At 51.1% G+C, this 17,611-nt stretch carries 20 protein-coding genes; 10 read left to right on the plus strand and 10 right to left on the minus strand.

Features of this window, described 5'->3' with window-relative positions:
• Window positions 1-9: 9 nt before the first annotated feature.
• Entirely contained in the window at window positions 10-1,008 is a 999-nt protein-coding gene (gene argF, locus NGM66_RS01390) for an ornithine carbamoyltransferase (protein WP_208908318.1), read from the minus strand.
• Window positions 1,009-1,115: 107 nt separating this feature from the next.
• Between argF and NGM66_RS01395 the strand changes: the two genes are divergently transcribed.
• The 6 genes from NGM66_RS01395 to NGM66_RS01420 all read left to right on the plus strand — a co-directional run bounded on the left by NGM66_RS01395 (window position 1,116) and on the right by NGM66_RS01420 (window position 7,196).
• Window positions 1,116-2,411, plus strand: coding sequence for a sensor histidine kinase (locus NGM66_RS01395; RefSeq protein WP_208908316.1), 1,296 nt, complete (start codon window positions 1,116-1,118; stop codon window positions 2,409-2,411).
• Entirely contained in the window at window positions 2,411-3,244 is an 834-nt protein-coding gene (locus NGM66_RS01400; RefSeq protein WP_208908314.1) for a DNA-binding domain-containing protein, read from the plus strand. The genes NGM66_RS01395 and NGM66_RS01400 overlap by 1 nt, the downstream gene beginning before the upstream one ends.
• A gap of 193 nt (window positions 3,245-3,437) precedes the next feature.
• Complete coding sequence (locus NGM66_RS01405; RefSeq protein ID WP_245155310.1) at window positions 3,438-4,418, plus strand: serine hydrolase; 981 nt, start codon at window positions 3,438-3,440, stop codon at window positions 4,416-4,418.
• A gap of 191 nt (window positions 4,419-4,609) precedes the next feature.
• Complete coding sequence (locus NGM66_RS01410) at window positions 4,610-4,981, plus strand: cupredoxin domain-containing protein (RefSeq protein ID WP_208908306.1); 372 nt, start codon at window positions 4,610-4,612, stop codon at window positions 4,979-4,981.
• Window positions 4,982-4,995: 14 nt separating this feature from the next.
• The gene (locus NGM66_RS01415; RefSeq protein ID WP_208908304.1) at window positions 4,996-5,265 is read left to right on the plus strand and encodes a cupredoxin domain-containing protein; all 270 of its coding nucleotides are present in this window, start codon (window positions 4,996-4,998) and stop codon (window positions 5,263-5,265) included.
• Window positions 5,262-7,196: a copper-translocating P-type ATPase gene (locus NGM66_RS01420; protein WP_208908301.1), complete on the plus strand. Its 1,935-nt coding sequence runs from the start codon at window positions 5,262-5,264 to the stop codon at window positions 7,194-7,196. Before NGM66_RS01415 ends, NGM66_RS01420 begins: the two co-directional genes overlap by 4 nt.
• 177 nt (window positions 7,197-7,373) lie before the next feature.
• Here NGM66_RS01420 and NGM66_RS01425 read toward each other — a convergent pair whose 3' ends face one another.
• The 8 genes from NGM66_RS01425 to NGM66_RS01460 all read right to left on the minus strand — a co-directional run bounded on the left by NGM66_RS01425 (window position 7,374) and on the right by NGM66_RS01460 (window position 13,289).
• Window positions 7,374-7,853 (minus strand): glutathione peroxidase, encoded by a 480-nt coding sequence (locus NGM66_RS01425; protein WP_208908299.1) that lies wholly within the window; start codon window positions 7,851-7,853, stop codon window positions 7,374-7,376.
• A 110-nt stretch (window positions 7,854-7,963) separates the two neighbouring features.
• A complete protein-coding gene (locus NGM66_RS01430; RefSeq protein WP_258115333.1) occupies window positions 7,964-8,677 on the minus strand; it encodes a matrixin family metalloprotease in 714 nt (237 codons plus the stop codon).
• 154 nt (window positions 8,678-8,831) lie between these two features.
• Window positions 8,832-9,287, minus strand: a complete 456-nt coding sequence (locus tag NGM66_RS01435) for a hypothetical protein (RefSeq protein WP_208908297.1) — start codon at window positions 9,285-9,287, stop codon at window positions 8,832-8,834.
• A gap of 269 nt (window positions 9,288-9,556) precedes the next feature.
• Window positions 9,557-10,756 (minus strand): multidrug effflux MFS transporter, encoded by a 1,200-nt coding sequence (locus NGM66_RS01440; RefSeq protein WP_208908288.1) that lies wholly within the window; start codon window positions 10,754-10,756, stop codon window positions 9,557-9,559.
• 181 nt (window positions 10,757-10,937) lie between these two features.
• Complete coding sequence (locus tag NGM66_RS01445; RefSeq protein WP_208908286.1) at window positions 10,938-11,744, minus strand: Cof-type HAD-IIB family hydrolase; 807 nt, start codon at window positions 11,742-11,744, stop codon at window positions 10,938-10,940.
• A gap of 67 nt (window positions 11,745-11,811) precedes the next feature.
• Window positions 11,812-12,081, minus strand: a complete 270-nt coding sequence (locus NGM66_RS01450; RefSeq protein ID WP_208908284.1) for a type II toxin-antitoxin system RelE family toxin — start codon at window positions 12,079-12,081, stop codon at window positions 11,812-11,814.
• Window positions 12,078-12,296, minus strand: coding sequence for a type II toxin-antitoxin system RelB family antitoxin (gene relB / locus NGM66_RS01455; RefSeq protein WP_208908282.1), 219 nt, complete (start codon window positions 12,294-12,296; stop codon window positions 12,078-12,080). Before relB ends, NGM66_RS01450 begins: the two co-directional genes overlap by 4 nt.
• A 120-nt stretch (window positions 12,297-12,416) precedes the next feature.
• Complete coding sequence (locus NGM66_RS01460) at window positions 12,417-13,289, minus strand: tyrosine-protein phosphatase (RefSeq protein ID WP_208908274.1); 873 nt, start codon at window positions 13,287-13,289, stop codon at window positions 12,417-12,419.
• A gap of 232 nt (window positions 13,290-13,521) precedes the next feature.
• On the opposite strand from NGM66_RS01460, the gene NGM66_RS01465 reads away from it, so the two are divergent.
• Both NGM66_RS01465 and NGM66_RS01470 read left to right on the plus strand, forming a co-directional pair.
• Window positions 13,522-14,265 carry a glucose 1-dehydrogenase gene (locus NGM66_RS01465; RefSeq protein ID WP_208908272.1) on the plus strand — a complete coding sequence of 248 codons (744 nt, stop codon included), beginning with the start codon at window positions 13,522-13,524 and terminating at the stop codon, window positions 14,263-14,265.
• Between the two features lie 23 nt (window positions 14,266-14,288).
• The gene (locus NGM66_RS01470; protein ID WP_208908270.1) at window positions 14,289-14,501 is read left to right on the plus strand and encodes an antitoxin of toxin-antitoxin stability system; all 213 of its coding nucleotides are present in this window, start codon (window positions 14,289-14,291) and stop codon (window positions 14,499-14,501) included.
• Window positions 14,502-14,561: 60 nt separating this feature from the next.
• Here the strand turns inward: NGM66_RS01470 and map are convergent, their stop codons facing one another.
• Entirely contained in the window at window positions 14,562-15,350 is a 789-nt protein-coding gene (gene map / locus NGM66_RS01475; protein ID WP_208908268.1) for a type I methionyl aminopeptidase, read from the minus strand.
• Between the two features lie 255 nt (window positions 15,351-15,605).
• Here map and NGM66_RS01480 point away from each other — a divergent pair, with 255 nt between their 5' ends.
• Both NGM66_RS01480 and NGM66_RS01485 read left to right on the plus strand, forming a co-directional pair.
• Window positions 15,606-16,523 (plus strand): hypothetical protein, encoded by a 918-nt coding sequence (locus NGM66_RS01480; RefSeq protein WP_208908266.1) that lies wholly within the window; start codon window positions 15,606-15,608, stop codon window positions 16,521-16,523.
• Between the two features lie 141 nt (window positions 16,524-16,664).
• Window positions 16,665-17,501 (plus strand): undecaprenyl-diphosphate phosphatase, encoded by an 837-nt coding sequence (locus tag NGM66_RS01485; RefSeq protein ID WP_258115334.1) that lies wholly within the window; start codon window positions 16,665-16,667, stop codon window positions 17,499-17,501.
• Window positions 17,502-17,611: the final 110 nt, after the last annotated feature.

Below are 17,611 nucleotides of genomic sequence, written 5' to 3' on the forward strand. Positions count from 1 at the left end.
CGCCTCCGATTATTCGCCTAAGGTTGCGACCATCACAGCTTTAATGGTGTGCATCCGGTTTTCAGCTTCTTGGAAGACAACTGAAGCATCGCTTTCGAAGACTTCGTCAGTAACTTCCATTTCAGTGATGCCGTACTTGTCAGCGATTTCCTTACCCACGCCGGTTTCAGCATTGTGGAATGAAGGTAAGCAGTGTTCAAAGATTACGTCAGGGTTGCCCGTCTTCTTCATCATTTCGCTATTGATTTGGTATGGTGAGAGTAATTCGATCCGTTCTTTCCAAACTGAATCTGGTTCACCCATGGATACCCAAACGTCGGTGTAGAGCACGTCAGAGCCCTTAACCCCTTCGTCGATGTCATCAGTGATCAAGATGTCAGCGCCTGTCTTAGCCGCAATGGCATTGACCTTGTCGCGCAGTTCCTTGGTTGGCTTCAATTCCTTAGGGCAAACCAGGTGGAAGGTCATCCCCATGATTGCGCCACCGATCATCAAGGCGTTGGCCACGTTGTTCCGGCCATCACCCACATAAGTAAAGTGAATGTCACTGTAGTTCTTCTTCAGAACTTCCTTGGCAGTTAAGAAGTCAGCCAGCACTTGGGTTGGGTGATCTTCATCAGTCAAGCCGTTCCAAACCGGTACCCCGGAGTATTTGGCTAAGGTTTCAACTGTCCGTTGGGAGAACCCACGATATTCAATGCCGTCGAACATGCCGCCCAGTACCCGTGCCGTGTCAGCAGCGGATTCCTTCTTGCCCATTTGCGTACCAGTAGGGCCTAAGTAGGTCACGTGGGCGCCTTGGTCATAGGCACCGACTTCAAAGGCACAGCGCGTCCGCGTGGAACTCTTTTCGAAAATCAATGCAATGTTCTTGCCGACTAATTTTTGTTGTTCCGTCCCAGCGTACTTGGCCTTCTTCAGGTCTTCAGCCAATTGCAGTAAGAAGCCCATTTCCTTTGGGGTGTAGTCCAATAAAGTTAAAAAGCTACGGTTACGAAGATTAAACATTGTAAGTTCCTCCTTTGTTATTTACAATGACTAGTATAGTAAGCGGTTTCATAAAACTTCAAAATGCTTCAAAACTTTGTTAAAACTTTTTCTAAGGAGTAAAATTCATGTTTAAGCAGTCCCGTTTCTTCACGCACGAACGCTACCAAAGAATTGGCTTATCAGCGATTTGTATTGCTTTGGCCTCACAAGTGAATTTTCAAACATATGCACCCGGTTTTATCGTCACCTTGTCCGTTTTTATCTTGCCAGTCATTCTCTACTTCAATCGGGATTTTAACCCCATCTCGCTGACCGTCGCCGTGGCGGTGGCCTCGCCCGTCTTTCGCGGAATTCTGCTGTTCATCAGTCACGATGTCGATTCCCATGACAATGTTATTTATATTTTGGCCGACATGGCCTTTTACTTGTGTTACGGTCTGATTTACTACCTCCTATACTGGCGGCGTGGGCAACGTAGCAACACGACCTTCTTCCTAACCATCGTGCTCTGCGATTACGTGGCCAATCTGCTAGAAGTCAGCCTGCTGACCAGCTTTTCACATTATACGTATCAGCTCTTCCAGATTCTGTTCATCACGGCCCTCATCCGCAGTCTGGTCAGCTGCCTCTTGGCCTTTTTGTACCATTACTTCCAATTAATGCTACGACAAGAAAATCATGAGCAACGCTACTACCATTTCATCTGGGTGGCCTCAGCCGTGAACAGTGAGGTCTACTTCATGCGCAAAAATATCAGCGAGATTGAAAACGTCATGAAGAACGCCTACCTCTTGAACCAAGACCTGCAACAGGAAAACGTGAGCGAGGCGGAACGCGACAAGGCCTTGCAAATTGCCCGCGACGTGCACGAAATCAAGAAGGATTATCAAAACGTGATTCGGGGTCTGGGCGATTACTTCAACGACGACACCGATACGGCCATGCAGCTGGCAGACATCTTGAAGGTCACCACCGACTATATCCGTGAATCCATCAAGCCCAAGTTTCCCAACGTCACGATCGAGGTCCACAACCACGTCGACTTGATGGTGCCCAATCACTACTACTTAGTCTCCATTCTTTCCAATCTGATTTTTAACAGTGTCGACGCCATGGAGGGCCGCCCCAGCGGTGCCGTCATCGTCAGCGTGGTCGATCGCGGCAGTGATATTTTGCTAAATGTTAGTGACAACGCCAGTGGAATGGATGCCGAGACGCTGGCCATGATCTTTCAGCCAGGCTTCACCACCAAGTTCAACGAAAACGGTGACGTCTACCGGGGTATTGGCCTGTCCCACGTCAAGATCATTGCCCAAGAACAGTTCGACGGCGACATTCACGTTGAATCCGAACTGGGGAAGGGCACCACTTTTACCGTCAAACTCAGTAAAAAACGCTTAGAACAGGAGGCAGATGCCTAATGAATTTTTATATTGTCGATGACGACCCGTCGATTCCCATGATTTTACGTCAGATTTTGGAAAAGAACCCCGAGAACACGGTGATTGGCATTGCCCATGACGCCAAGAAGGCCCTGGCCGATATCATGATCATGGATGTCGACATTGTCCTGGCTGATCTCTTGATGCCGGGCATCTCCGGGATTGAATTGATCAAAAAACTCAAGACGCTCAAACCGACGCTGCGGGCTATTATGATCTCACAGGTTAAGGACAGCGATCTGCGGGCCGAGGCCTACGAAGCGGGAATTGAATTTTTCATTGATAAACCAATCAACATCATTGAAGTGAAGACTGTCGTTGAAAAGGTCTCCCAGAGCGTCCAGATGGCAACCAAGCTCAACAATATCCAGTCGCTCGTTGGCGGTGGGGCCGTGGCCACGGCGCCCGTCGTTGACCAGAAGCAACATCAAAAGGAAAAGATCCTGTCGATTCTCCGCTTCCTAGGGATTACGTCTGAAGCGGGGTCCTCAGACATTCTAGCCATCGCGCAGATCATGCTCGACCAGAACCTGAGCTTCCGTGAAATTGACTTCAATGCGGCCTACCACATCGACGACCGGGAAAAGAAAATCATGTTCCAGCGCATTCGCCGGGCCATCAAGACGGGACTGACCAACCTGGCCAATATCAGTCTGGACGGCATGGGGGATGAAATCGTGGTCGAATATGCCAACACCCTATATGAATATAAGAATGTGCGGAGTGAAATGCTCCTGCTGGAAGGCACCCGCACTACTGGCGGCAAGACTTCATTGAAACGTTTCTTTGATGGGTTGGTGCAGGAAGTCTGACGATTGCCCACAGCAATCCAACCCACATCTGGTGGACGGCAGACGGTAAGCGGCCAGTGTTGTTTGGCGTCTCAAGTTTAAACTGGCTAAATTCTCCCATCTCCCGTCATTTTCACGTATACGCCGCCCAAAATTGGGCGTATAATTAAAACCATTAATTAGTTCAGTAGACCAACATTAAAGAAGTGATTATATGCCAATGAAACACGCTCGTCCGAATTCAATCGGTCACTTACTCTTTAAGTACCGAATCATCGTGATGGCCGCTGCCATCGTGGTACTTGGCTTCACCGGGATTTTTAGCGTGCAAGCGCGGCAAAAAAACGCCACGCAGGCCCAAGCAACCACAGCGTCTCCACAGCCAACGACCAGTCGACAGATCACGCGTGAGCAGCGCCACGTCAAGAAGCAGTTGCATACATATCTGAAGCACATCACCGCCGATGGCAACACCAGCGTAAGTTTCTACAATCTCGGCGCCGTGCCCGGTAGTCGCGCCGCCCAGTCACCCGTTGCCCAGAAATTTTACCAACGGGGCAAGCTGGCGGCATCCGCCAATGCCCACACGCCCGAGGTTTCGGCCAGCACCTACAAGCTGTTCATTGCGGCCTACCTCTTTCACCTCAGCCAACAGCACGCTTACACCTGGACGCCGACCAATCAGGATGGCTTTCACCGGATGATCGTGAATAGCGCCAATGATTTCCCTGAGGGCATCCTCGACACCTATGGCTTAAGCGGAATCAATGAATTTCTCGCCAACGAGGGCTTGTATTCACCAACCTTCGTGCCTGGTCAGGAGGCCACCACGACCGCCACGAGTCTGCGCAAGGTGCTGGTCAAATTAGCACGGGCCGAGGCGCCATTTAACAATGCCCACAACCGTTCCTGGCTGTTATCCTTAATGAAACAACAGGTTTATCGTGATGGTATTCCCGCCGGTGCGACTGCCGCAGCCAAGGGAACCGTCGTCGCTGACAAGGTCGGCTGGCTAGCAGACACCAACAACGACGCCGGCATCGTCACCCTGCCCAACGGTCAACGTTACGTCCTGGTCATCATGACCCACGGCGCCGGTCAAAGCGGCTTTAGCGGCTTCCCCCGGATGGGAAGAATCACCAAGCACATTCAAAAATTAGTTTATAATCCAAAGTTAGTGAAGCAACTGAAATAGCATAACGTGAGTCTGGGCTGATGGCCTGGACTCTTTTTGATTCTCACGATTGCCACCACCCCACTTCTATACCCAAAAAAATATATCATCTTGGCATACCGGATTTTTATCGTTGACAATTGTAAACGATGGCGGTATGCTTAACTCATCAGTTAAGGATTACAAATGTAAACAAGAAGGAGATCCGCCTCATGATTAAACTTATTGTTCTAATTGTTGCCATTATTCTCGTTGGTTTCATTGCCTGGTGGTTCTTCGGCAATCACGCGACCGCCGCTGTCGATGCCGCGGTCAGTGACCACACGCAAGACGTGGACGTCGAAGTCAGCGGGGGCTATTCCCCTAGCACGGTGGTCTTAAAGAAGGGCGTACCGGCCACGGTCACCTTTAACCGCAAGGATCCGTCCAGCTGTCTGGAACAAGTCGTCTTCCCCGACTTTGGGATTAACGAATTTCTCCCGCAAAATCAAGCCCACGCAATTGCCATTGACACCAGCAAGTCCGGCGAATTCGATTACGCATGTGGCATGAACATGTTTCACGGCAAAGTCATTATCAAATAATGGAGGTCTCACACATGACAAAACAAACTGCTAATATCACCGTTGATGGCGGCTACCAGCCCGCCACAGTCGTTTTAACCCAAGGCACACCGGCCGAGTTGACCTTCACCCGGGTCAATGATGCTGGGTGTTTGGACCAAGTTCATTCGAAGACATTGTGCTTCAGCCGTGCGCTACCCCTGAACCAGCCGCAAACCGTGACCGTCGATACCAGTCAAGCCGGCGAGTTCCCGTTTAGTTGTGGCATGGACATGTTCTTTGGAAAGGTGGTCGTCAAACCATGAGCATCAAGAATCGGTTCGTCTTCTCGCTTGTCGTCTCCCTACCGATGCTAGTCGAAATGTTTACAAAACCCTTTGGCCTGATGCTACCCGGCGGTGCTTGGACGATGTTCTTGCTGGCAACCGCCGTCATGGCCGTATCTGCCGGGCCATTCATTCAAAGTGCTTGGGCTGCCTTCCGTCACCACCACGCCAACATGGATACGCTGGTCGCCATTGGGACGATCACAGCCTACTTATACAGCTTCTACGCCATGTTAGCGGGTAAGGCTGTCTTCTTTGAAAGTGCCGCCTTCGTGGTCACCTTTATCTTGTTGGGCCAGTATTTCGAAGAGAAAATGAAGCACTCCGCTTCTGGTGCCGTCAGCAAGCTGGTCGACTTACAGGCTAAGGACGCCGAAGTCATGCGCGATGGCCAGTGGACGCAGGTTCCATTGGCCCAAGTCGCCGTTAACGACGTCATTCGCGTTCGTCCCGGCCAAAAGATTGCCGTCGACGGGGTCATCGTTGACGGGTCTTCAACCATTGACGAATCCATGGTGACCGGCGAAAGTATGCCCGTCACCAAGCAAACCGGTGATAAGGTTATCGGCGCCACGATGAACAATACCGGGACCTTTACGTTTAAGGCTAGCAAGGTCGGCAACGATACGTTACTGTCGCAAATCGTCGAAATGGTCAAGAAGGCCCAAACCAGTCACGCGCCCATTCAAAAGACGGTGGACAAGGTCGCTGATATCTTCGTACCGGCCGTACTGATTGCGGCCATTGTCACCTTTACCATTTGGTACGTCTTCCTCGGCGCACCGCTGGTCAGTGCAGTGCTCTTCGCCGTTTCCGTCGTGATCATCGCTTGCCCGTGTGCCTTAGGGATTGCCACCCCCACGGCCTTGATGGTCGGCACTGGTCGTAGTGCCAAGATGGGCATTTTGATCAAGAACGGTGAGGTCCTCGAGGCCGCCAACCGCGTCAAGACGGTGGTCTTTGATAAAACGGGGACCATCACCGCTGGCCATCCCCAAGTGACCGACATCGTGGGTGACCCCCAGCAAGTCTTACAAGTCGCCGCTAACCTCGAAGTCGCTTCTGAACACCCACTGGCCACTGCCATTTTGGACAAGGCCAAGGCGGAGAATATCGCGGTCACCGCGGCCCAGGATTTCCAAGCCATTGAAGGCAAAGGGGTTCAGGCCACGGTCGCTGGTCAGCCTGCCGTCATCGGTAATGATAAATTAATTGCGGATTACAAATTAGACGCCACCTTGAGCGACCAAATGGCGCAGCTCCAAGCCGAAGCTAAGACCGTCGTTCTGGTCGGCGTGGCGGATCAAATCATTGGCTTGATTGCCATCCAAGACGCACCCAAGGCCAGTTCCGCAGCCGCCATTGCAGCCCTTAAGCATCGTGGCTTACGGACCGTCATGTTGACGGGCGATAACCAACGCGTGGCCCAAGCCATTGCGGATGAAGTCGGTATCGACACCGTCATCGCCGACGTGTTGCCCGGCGACAAGGCCGATCACGTCAAGCAGCTCCAAGCCGATGGTCCCGTAGCCTTCGTGGGCGATGGCATCAACGACGCGCCTGCACTGACGACCGCAGATGTGGGTATCGCCATGGGTTCTGGTACAGATATCGCCATTGAATCTGGCGGCATCGTCCTGGTCAAGAATGACCTGATGGACGTGGTTCGTGCGCTGGAGCTCAGTCAAAAGACTTTCAACAGAATCAAGCTCAACCTGTTCTGGGCATTCATTTACAACACGTTGGGCATTCCCGTGGCTGCCGGTATCTTCGTGGTCTTCGGTCTGTCATTAAGTCCCGAACTCGCCGGCCTCGGCATGGCGCTCAGCTCACTGTCCGTGGTGGCCAGTTCGCTCCTGCTGAACAAGTCAAAATTAACATCAACGCCAGCCACCAAGTCAGTGGCTTAGGAGGAAATCACCATGTCAGAAAAATTCTGGAGTAAAAGCACCTGGCTGACCGCACTAGTCGCCGCCATTTACGTGGTCGTGGCTACCGGCGTTGGGGCACTAATCGTGGGTCATTAACTCATACAGCATATCAAAAAGGCCGGGACAGTTGTCTCGACCTTTTTAATATGCTGTTACTTATTTTTGAGACTGGGCTAAAGCCGTTACGATGGCTGGTTCTACTTTTTCCGGCTTGGTGACCGGCGCATAGCGGTCGATCAACTGACCGTCGCGCCCGATGAGAAACTTGGTGAAGTTCCACTTGATGCGGCCATGACCCGCGGTTTCTTTAAGGTAGGTAAACAGTGGATCTTCATCCTCCCCATTGACTGCAACACGTTGCGTCATTGGGAAGGTCACGCCGTAATGCATTTGGCAAAAATCATTGACCTCTTCATCCGTCGCCAATTCTTGGTGGAACTGATTGGACGGCAGGCCCAAGACCTCGAAGCCTTGGTCATGATATTTTTTATAAAGGGCTTCAATCCCTTCCAGTTGCGGCGCCAGGCCACACTTGCTGGCGGTATTGACGATCAACAAGACCTTGCCTTGATAATCCTTGAAGTCGATGGCTTGCCCGCTCATTTCCGTTTCCGTAAAATCGTAAATCGTTGCCATAAAACCGCATCCCTTCTGGTTAACTGCTTGTACTGATTCACTTTGTATTAGTTGTATACAAGTTAATCATACACCAGTCAGGTCACGAATGCCTTTAATTTGCCGCAGCCTTATTTTTGGTAAATTGCGCGCAGGCTCTTGAGATCCGCCGCTGACAATTGCGTCTTGCCCTGGTCGATGGGCGTCATGACCGAGGATTTGTCCGAGCTATGATCCAGCCCTAATGCATGTCCCAGCTCATGAACAGCCACGGACCGTTTAAAGGCCTGCGGATAGGTGGCATTCAGCTCGGCCGTCGCGGTGTTAGTGGTCAGGATGCCCCGCCAACTGATACGCTGGGTGATCTGCGGCCCGCCGTGACCATACTCGATGGTCGCCTGGTCTTTGGGCTCGCGCTTGTGATAAATGCCAAACGTCACCCGATTCGTCTCCGAGGTACCCGCACCGGCAACCAGCTGAACGATACCGGTCTGATTGTAGACGTCGACGGCATACGTAAAGGCTTGCCGAGCCTTCGCTGGCGTGTTCTTGGCAAAGTGGTAATAGTATTTTTTCTGTAATAACAGCCCCTGCATGGCCTCTTCCACCGGCGTATCATCCGCCCCGGTCTTGGTAGTGGCATCCTTCAGATTACGCAAAATGTACCCACTTGACTGGTAATTACCAGCCGCCTGACTTGCAGCCGTTTCCGAGCGACCAGTGACCGTCGCCCAAATGGCGGCCCGATAATACTGAAACTGCGTCGACAAGGGCTGCCAATTGACCCAAATAAAAACGGCGATGCCCAAAACCATGGCAAGTAACAAGCGTCTGACAATTTTCACAGCGTGACCTTCCCTTCAACTCGCTTAGCCTGAATTCTGTTCTAATTAAGTTGATTTTAGGCTATCTAGTTGTGGGCCGCAACTACTTTGTCCCAGCAAATTGATATCGTGCTCAGCGGATCAAAAAGCCCGCCGATTAGCGGGTTTTATTGATTTATTTGTAGAAATAATGGCCGTAATGTGCCTTTTTCGCTCGCCAAATTTGGCCATCATTATTTTGATAGTAGATGTAAAATTTAGCTCGATATTTTTTATGTTTGCGCGTCGTTTTGTGCAGACTGAACTTGTAGTAATTCACGAGTTTGCCGTGACTATACAGCGTTTCATGCCCCTTGACGTAGTAAATGGGACTCCCCTTCTTGTGGCGGTAATGCATATGCTTATTAATTGTCGGATCAATACCGCTAAAACTGAGTTCATTCGCCTTGCCAACGAAAGTCGGGTAATAGTTCAACAGTTGATTCTTCTTCCCATCGACCCACTTCCCCCGCAAAATCTTCGGTGTGCCCTGATGCCAGGTCGCTGCTTTGGCCGATGGCGTGGTCACCCCACCAATTGTCAAACCGGCCGCAACTGCCACCGTCACAACGCCTGCGCTCACTATCTTCATGCAAACCTCTCCTCATTTAGATGGATTAACACTAACAGGATTAATCATACACCCAACGTAAGAATCTGTCGTCAAACATCCACCGCGACTTCACCGCACACTATGCACCGCATCTTGCCGCAAGGTCTTCAGGTCCTGGTCACTCACAACCAGTTTTACCTCGCCCGTGTACCACCGCCGTGGCGTGGTCGCTGTTCGAACGGCTTACAAATTTCATTGTAAAACGGGCGTGAGACAGCTATTCGCTGAACCCACGCCCGTAACGTTTTCTATTCTGAAATTTCACTGGTGGCACGCACTTGACGCACGATCAACCCCACAAAGCTCAGTAACATGCCGCCACACAAGCCCAACATGTACCACGGCAGTGTTTCAACCGCACCATTGTGCAACCAGCTCATGCCATAAGTGAAGGCGCTGACGAGTAAGTAGTATCCCAGGCTAAACCAGCCGCTGGCACTGCCCATCACGTCCTCGTAACCAACCAGTGCCCGGTTCAAAGCGTTGGGCAACGTAACATTTAGCCCAAGAAAGGTCAGGAAAATGGTAACCAACATAGCCCCGGCACTCTGCCCATAAGCCGCAATCACCAGGCTGCCGCTAGCAACCACGCTGAAGATCAGGCCACCTAATGCCACCTGCTCCGGCGTGAACCAATTTAGTAACCAATTGACCAGCACGGCACCTAGCAGACTGGCACCCGCTAGGATCAACCCGAGCCACCCGTAGTGAACGGCTGAATAGCCAAAATGGGTCATGAAGATAAACGGCGCTTCAGCGTAATAACTAAACAATACGCCATTGATGCCACCGATCAACAACCCGTATCCCCAAACAATGCGGTCGCTTAATAACCGACGCACCAAGGGCCACTGCTTGACCGACTGCGTCTGCGCGTCAATTGGTTGTGTTTCTGGTAAACGACTGAGCGCGTACAAGCCGACAGCAACGGCCATCGCAATCAGTGTTCCAAACACGCTGCGATACCCCCAGTAGGTCTGCATGATACCACCAATCAGCGGTCCCAATGCCGGGGCTAGGGCCATCGCGGCACTGGTTTGAGCAAATATTCGAGCTCCAGTCAGGCCGCTGAAACTTTCACGCATGATGGTCTGCGTTACCACGGACCCCGCGCTGGCGCCAAAGGCTTGAACCAAGCGACTACCCAATAGCCAGGTGAAATCCGGGCTCAAAAATAAGCCTAAATTTCCCAGCAAGTACACCCCAATGCCGGCTAACATGGCCGGTCGGCGGCCCCATTTATCGGCCAGTTGGCCCCAAATGAGTACCCCAATGGCAAAGGCGATAAAGTAACTGCTCATGGTTAACTGTGCCCGGTTGGCACTCACACGTAAGACGTGTTGCAGTTGTGGCAAGACCGGGGTAAAAATTGATTCGCTGATCTGGGGAAACCCCACCAGCACAATGATCAGTCCCAATGACGGGGCCGATTGACGGACGTTTTTCACAAGTTTTCTCCTTTTAAAGTTAATCTAGGGAAAAACGTCCTTGTCCGTTTGCGGGGACACACGCCATCAAATTCGTCAGTTCCATGGGTTGTCACCCCTCTCGTTTAAAGTTCTTCCACCATACGGGATTTCGTCCGCGCTGTCAACGTAAAAAAGCCAGGACCGCAGTCCCAGCTCTAGTTTACAAAACAAATTCATGGATGGCATCCGCCACGCCTGACTCAAAATCATGCGGCGTCACGAACTTGGCAACCTGCTTGACCTCGGGAATCCCGTTGGCCACGGAAACCGGCATCCCCACCTTGGTCAACATCCCCAAATCATTGGCATTGTCGCCGATGGCCATGATCTCATCGGCCCCAACGCCCAATTGACGACCGAGGTCTAAGATTGCCGTTCCCTTATCCACGCCAGCGTGGTTCACTTCCATATAGATGCCAGAAGAATAGGTACAGTTGATCTGGTCAAACGCCGCAGTAATCGCATCATACACGGCCCGCCGCACGGTCAAATCTGGATTCATGACGATAACCTTCATGATGCGGTCGTCGACAAACTGGTCAAAGGAGCCAGTCAGCTCGTCAAAGGTCACGCCCCGCGTCTTCAAATAAGCCATGTCGTCCGCGCGCGGCCGGTAAATGTACAGATGATCCAGCGTATAGACGTGGATGTCAACGTCAAACTGCGTCATGATCTCAAAGACTTTCTTTGCCTCGGCAAAGGGCATTTGATTGCTGACGATGACGCGATTTTCCTGGTTCTCAACGACCACACCGCCGTTATAGGACACGACGTATTCATCGGGGCGTTGATACAGGTGTAGCTTCTTCAACAGGTTCTGCACGGTCAAGAAGCTACGTCCGGTGTTGGGGACAAACTTGACCCCGCGGGCCGAAGCCGCCGCAATGGCATCAATGTTAGCCTGAGAAATGCTACCATCCGTTCGCAATAGCGTTTCGTCTAAGTCGCTGGTAATAATCTTGTACAAGCTGATTCGCTCCCTCATTGGTTTAGACTTAGTGTACCATGGTGTAGACCAATTTGAAAAGGGGACACTATTTGTAAACATCATTTCTCTTTGCCGTTTTCACGATCAGGACAACAAACTGCTCATCTTGAATTTCAGCAATAATTCGGTAGCCTCCCACGCGATAGCGCCAAAAAGTTCCCAAATCTCCTACCAACGCTTTCCCCCAGATTCGGGGGTTGGTAGCCCCTTCGATGTGTTTGTCCAACCAATTGACCAACCGCAATTGTACTTGCCGGTCGAGTTTTTGAAAATCTTTATCGGCTTTTTTGGCAAATTTCCAAGTGTAAGATTTCATTTCAACCCTAATCGCTGCATAACTTCTTGGCGTGAAACTGTCTCACCATGACTAGTTTGTAAATTGCTAACCGCATCACGATAATCAGCTTCATCTTCTAGTCGCTCCAAAATTGTTCTACGCATAAAAGTCGTAACCGATTCTCCATAAAAATCTGCTAACGCTTTAACTTCCTGATACTGATCATCCTTAAAGCGTAGTGATGTGACTGTCATTTTAAGGCACCTCCTCAGCAATAATTGTAACACAACGAGGCTTCATGTGTAGCCTCGTTGCTCAACTCTCATTTGAAACTAGTTATACCTTGTGCCTGAAAATTAAGGGAGAATTGGCAATCACTTGGTCAAATACAATTTCTGTAGCTTCGTCCGATCCGTCTTCGTCAGACCTAAGCCCTTTTGCAGGTACTTATCCACGGAGCCGTACTTCTTGTTAATTGCAGAGAAGGCCGCGTTCAAATAAGACTTCTTCACGCTCAACATGTCCGTCATCAGCTTGATGGTTGCGGCGTCAGCGCCCTTGTCTTTCAACTGTTGAATAGCAGCTTTGTTGCTAGCGGCCAGGTACTTGTTGGACAAGAGGTAATCGCTCATGACCGTCTTACGACTCACACCCAGAGCAGACAGTACCAAAGCTGTGCCTACCCCCGTGCGGTCCTTACCAGCTGTACAATGCCAGAGTACCGCTTGGCCCTTCGGATTCTTCAGCAGGATCTTGAACATCTGCTTGTACGCCTTCTTGCCCTGCGTGCTTGTAACCATGGCCTTGTAGCCATTTTCCATGATCTTGACGCCATCCTTACTGGTCATGGAGAACTGTTGGGACACATCCTTGACCACGGGATCAAATTTGTAGGTCACACCAGAAATCTTCACGTCAGGCGCCTTGGCAGCTTCCGCCTTAGACCGCAAGTCAATGTCGGTCCGAACATGGTACACCTGCTTGAGCTTCTTCGCATCGGCCTTGGTCAATTTGTTCAGTGCCGCTGCCCGCAGTAAGACGTGGGCTTTGACGGTCTTCCCCGTCTTGGTCCGGTAGCCACCTAAGTCGCGGACATTATCGGCGCCCTGCAGCTTGATTTGCTTTCCTGCCTGAGTCGTGGTGGCGTGCGTCGCTGCCTGAACCGGAGTAACGATGGTCTGTGCCCCAATCCCCAACGTCATGATGAGTGCGCCCAATGACAGGCCTAAGCGTAATTTTGATTTCAAGATGGATAGCCTCCTAGAATTTTAAGTCTCACCTAGGATAGCAGGCCCTTGTCGCATTTTGATGTGGGTTGTGTAAAACTTTTGTAGACGTTTCACAATTTTACTAATAATTTCCCGCACTATCTCATGGACCACAACGGCTTGCCTCACCAACCATTTTCCCAACAAATCACGACACCCTCACTTTCTATTTGTGATACCATGAACTTAGAATCTACAAGGAGGTCATTTGATGACAGCACGTTTGCAAAACAAGACGGCATTGATTACGGGTGGCGCCGGGGGTATCGGTATCGGCATCGCCAAATGTTACTTACGGGAAGGCGCTCGCGTCATCCTCTCTGACTTACAGGAAAGCGACGGCGAACGGGCCATCGTCCGGGACCACGACAACGCTAGCTTTGTCTCACTAGACGTCACTGATGAAGCCGCTTGGCAAGCCACGATTGGCCACATTGTCGACCAGTTTGGCCAGCTTGATATTCTGGTCAACTGCGCGGGAATCTTGCCTGAAATGAAACCCCTCGACGAGATCACCTTGCCCGAATGGCAACGGGTCATGGATATTAATTTGACGGGTAACTTCTTGGGCATGAAGCACGCCATCAAAGCCATGAAGCAGTCTGGCGGGTCCATCATCGACATTTCTTCCATCGCCGGCATGGTTGCCAGCCCACTCATCTCGTCTTACTCGGCGTCCAAAGGCGGCACGCGCATGCTGACCAAGGCTGCCGCCATCGACGCAACTACCAAGGGCTACAACATCCGCGTCAACTCGGTTCACCCGGGCGTCATCAACACGCCAATGACCAGTGGTCCTAACGATCAAGTTGCTCAAGTTTCCGCTGCCATCCCCATGAAACGGGTCGGTCAACCGCAAGACATCGGTGAAATCTGCGTCTACTTAGGCTCGGACGAATCCAACTACGTGACCGGTTCAGAATTCACGGTCGACGGTGGGTATACGGCGGTCTAGACAATCACAAAGGAGAAAATGCGATGACGGTGGTTAAAAAACAGCGGCTCGGCCAAGCAATCGTCTTACCCGTTCCCGCAAGCACCAACAGTCCGTTTGAGGAATACGAAGTCTACGCTGGTCGCGATGGGGCCATTGTTTTCTTACCCAAAACGCCCAATCCATTCACGGATGAGCAGTTCATTCAAGCACATCAGAACGCACTAACTGATGATGATTTCTTCCCAACGTCTTAACTTAAAAATCCAATGTTAAAGGGGCCTGCGCGTGTTTGTTCGCAAGCCCCTTTTCGCTACCTATTTTAACAAATACCGCGCATCCAACTCATGATCAAACGACGTCAAGATCTTAGGACCGTCGTCGGTGATCACGATGGTGTGCTCATATTGACAGCTCAAACTGCCGTCGACCGTGCGAATCGTCCAGCCATCATCAGCCGGTGCACTACACTCGTAGCTACCAACGTTGATCATGGGTTCAATGGTGATGGTCATCCCTGCCTTCAAACGGGTGCCATGACCGGCGCGACCATAGTGTGGCACGTCGGGATCTTCATGCATCGTCGGCCCAATGCCGTGGCCGATGTAGTCGCGAACCACGCCGTAGCCCAATTGGTTTTCCGCGTAATCCTGGATGGCAAAGCCGATGTCACCAATGCGGTTGCCCACCACGGCCTGATCGATACCCTTGTATAGCGCTTTGAGCGTAACATCCATCAGCGTTTGTGTTTCAGCCGACGGGGTGCCCGCAACAAAGGCGTGGCAAGCGTCACTGAGGTAGCCGTCGTAATCGATGACTGTATCCATCTTGACTAGGTCACCGTCGTGCAACACGATGTCCTTGCTGGGGCAACCGTGGCAGATCATGTCATTGACGCTGACACAGGTCGAGTACTTGTAGCCTTCAAAGTTCAGCTCACCTGGCGTGGCGCCGTGACCCACGATATATTCGTAGGAAAAGTGGTCGATGTCCCAGGTTGTGATCCCGGGTTTAATATAGTCTTCAAGCTCGTGGAAGAGGCCGACGAGGATGTCTCCCGCCGCCTGCATGCCAGCAATCTCGCGTTGTGATTTTAATGCAATCATGGTGTTCCTCCTGAGGTTTGGTTGTTTCTTTAGTATACCCCAAGGCTCACGAAATGAAACGGGAGATTTTCCAGTCTGCTGCTACGCTTCTCATGACAAGGAGCGGCCAAATTTCTAAGGCCCACAATAGCAGAAGTGGCAACGTTTTCACGATATTTTCAACCTGAAATTTTGAAATCATCGTGCTATAATCAAAACCGCTTAGGCAAAAAATCCAAATTTATATAAAAAATTATAAGGAGGTATTCTTGACCCATGTCTTTATCCAAGCTTGAGCGGCGCGACTACCTGATTGGCTTTGCGTTCGTCCTGTTGATGGTCGCAGCCGCAACGCTACTCGGCGACTACGAAATTATCCTGCCCGAGATTGGCGCGCTGACGGCTGGTACCTGGATCTATCATAACAGTAGTTGGATTGCTCAGCCATTTAAAATCTTCCTGGCACCGTCCGGGACCGCGGTGATTGGCTTTCTGGTCAATCAGCTCGGCATCACTTACGCCGAGAAGGTCTATCTGACCTTGATCTTAATCCTACTCTTACTCAGCGTGTTGCGCTCTACCCTCGCCCCTTCATTTGCCACCGGACTGTTGCCCATCATTATTAACGCCACGCACTGGTCCTTTATTCTGGCAATCCTGTTTTTCACGTTGACGCTGACAGTGGGTGTCCTGTTACAAGGCCATTATCGCGGCAAACCCGCGGGTCAGTCACTCCACGTTTCCCACATGCTGGGCTTCACGTTGGTCGCTTCCGTCTGGGTCGCGGCCGTTTGGCTAGCTGGCTTCCCGCAAATGGCCGGGATTCCGCCAGTATTGGTGGTCTTCTTTGAGGTTTCTCAGCTGCCCGATTATCCTGGCAAGCTGGCAATTCGCCAAATCATTGCCCTCGCCGGTGCGGCCACGTTAGGCGTGCTGATCCACACGCTACTGGCGTCTTGGCTGCTGACCACGTTGCTGGCGCTACCGCTGGTCTTCGTGCTCTTACAGCTGTTACACATCAAGTTACCCGCCGCCTACGCCTTTCCGCTGTTGGCGCTGGTCTTACCAGAAAACATGTTTCACACATTGCCAATCGCAGCGAGTCTGGCCGCGTGCTTCTTCCTCGGCACCGTCTTTGTTTTCCGCAAGGTTTTGGCACACCAGCATAGCTTTGCTTCAGAAAATAACGGGTAATTACTACCCATAACACCAGTCGTACCAAGGTCGGGACATCTCGGCCTTTTTGTTTTACATAGATTTTACACAACCAAGACATGCCCTTTACGTCGGTCTGATAACCTTGTAGATACTGCTACTTACAAAGGGGAATTACTCGTGTTAGACATTATTAAAGCCATTATTCTCGGCATCATTGAAGGGATCACTGAATTTCTACCCATCAGTTCTACCGGGCACTTATACCTGTCTGATGAATTCATCAAGCTAGACGAGCCGACCGCCTTCATCAATATGTTCATGGTCGTTATCCAACTGGGTGCCATTCTGGCCGTATTAGTCCTGTACTTTAGCAAGCTCAATCCGTGGGCCGCAACGAAGACCCCCGTGGAACGCCGCCAAACCTGGTCACTCTGGGTCAAGGTGGTGGTCGCCGTCTTACCAGCAATTATCGTGGGGCTACCGCTCAACGACTGGATGGACGCGCACCTGACCAGCTGGCAGGTCATCGCGACGACCTTAATTCTGTATGGTATTCTCTTTATCGTGATTGAAAATTACAATCGGGCCAAGACACCACGTTTTACCGACCTCAATACCCTGCCGTTCAAGCTGGCCGTTCTAATCGGCTGTTTCCAAGTCTTAGCGATGGTGCCGGGGACCTCGCGTTCGGGCGCCACCATCCTAGGGGCCATCTTGCTAGGAACCTCCCGCTACGTGGCCACCGAGTTTTCCTTTTTCTTGGCGATTCCCACCATGTTTGGCGCGTCATCCCTCAAGGTTTTAAAATACCTGATCCATGGCAACACGTTTACCTATAGCCAGGTGATCATCTTACTGACCGGGGTCATCGTCTCCTACATCGTGGCTTACTTGGCCATCAAATTTCTGCTCAATTATATCCGCAACAATGATTTCAAACTCTTCGGTTGGTACCGAATTGCGTTGGGAATCGTGGTCATGGTCTTTTTCGGGTGGCAACAACTCTTTTCCTAACCAGCTAATCAATTGGCCTATTCATTATTGAAATATTTATTTAAATCCGTTACCAATCCCCACAGCTCACGGTTTCAAAGCACTCTGACGGGGGGCAATCCCCCTAATCT

It is taken from the genome of Levilactobacillus yiduensis, assembly GCF_024718525.1.
Classification (GTDB): Bacteria; Bacillota; Bacilli; order Lactobacillales; family Lactobacillaceae; genus Levilactobacillus; species Levilactobacillus yiduensis.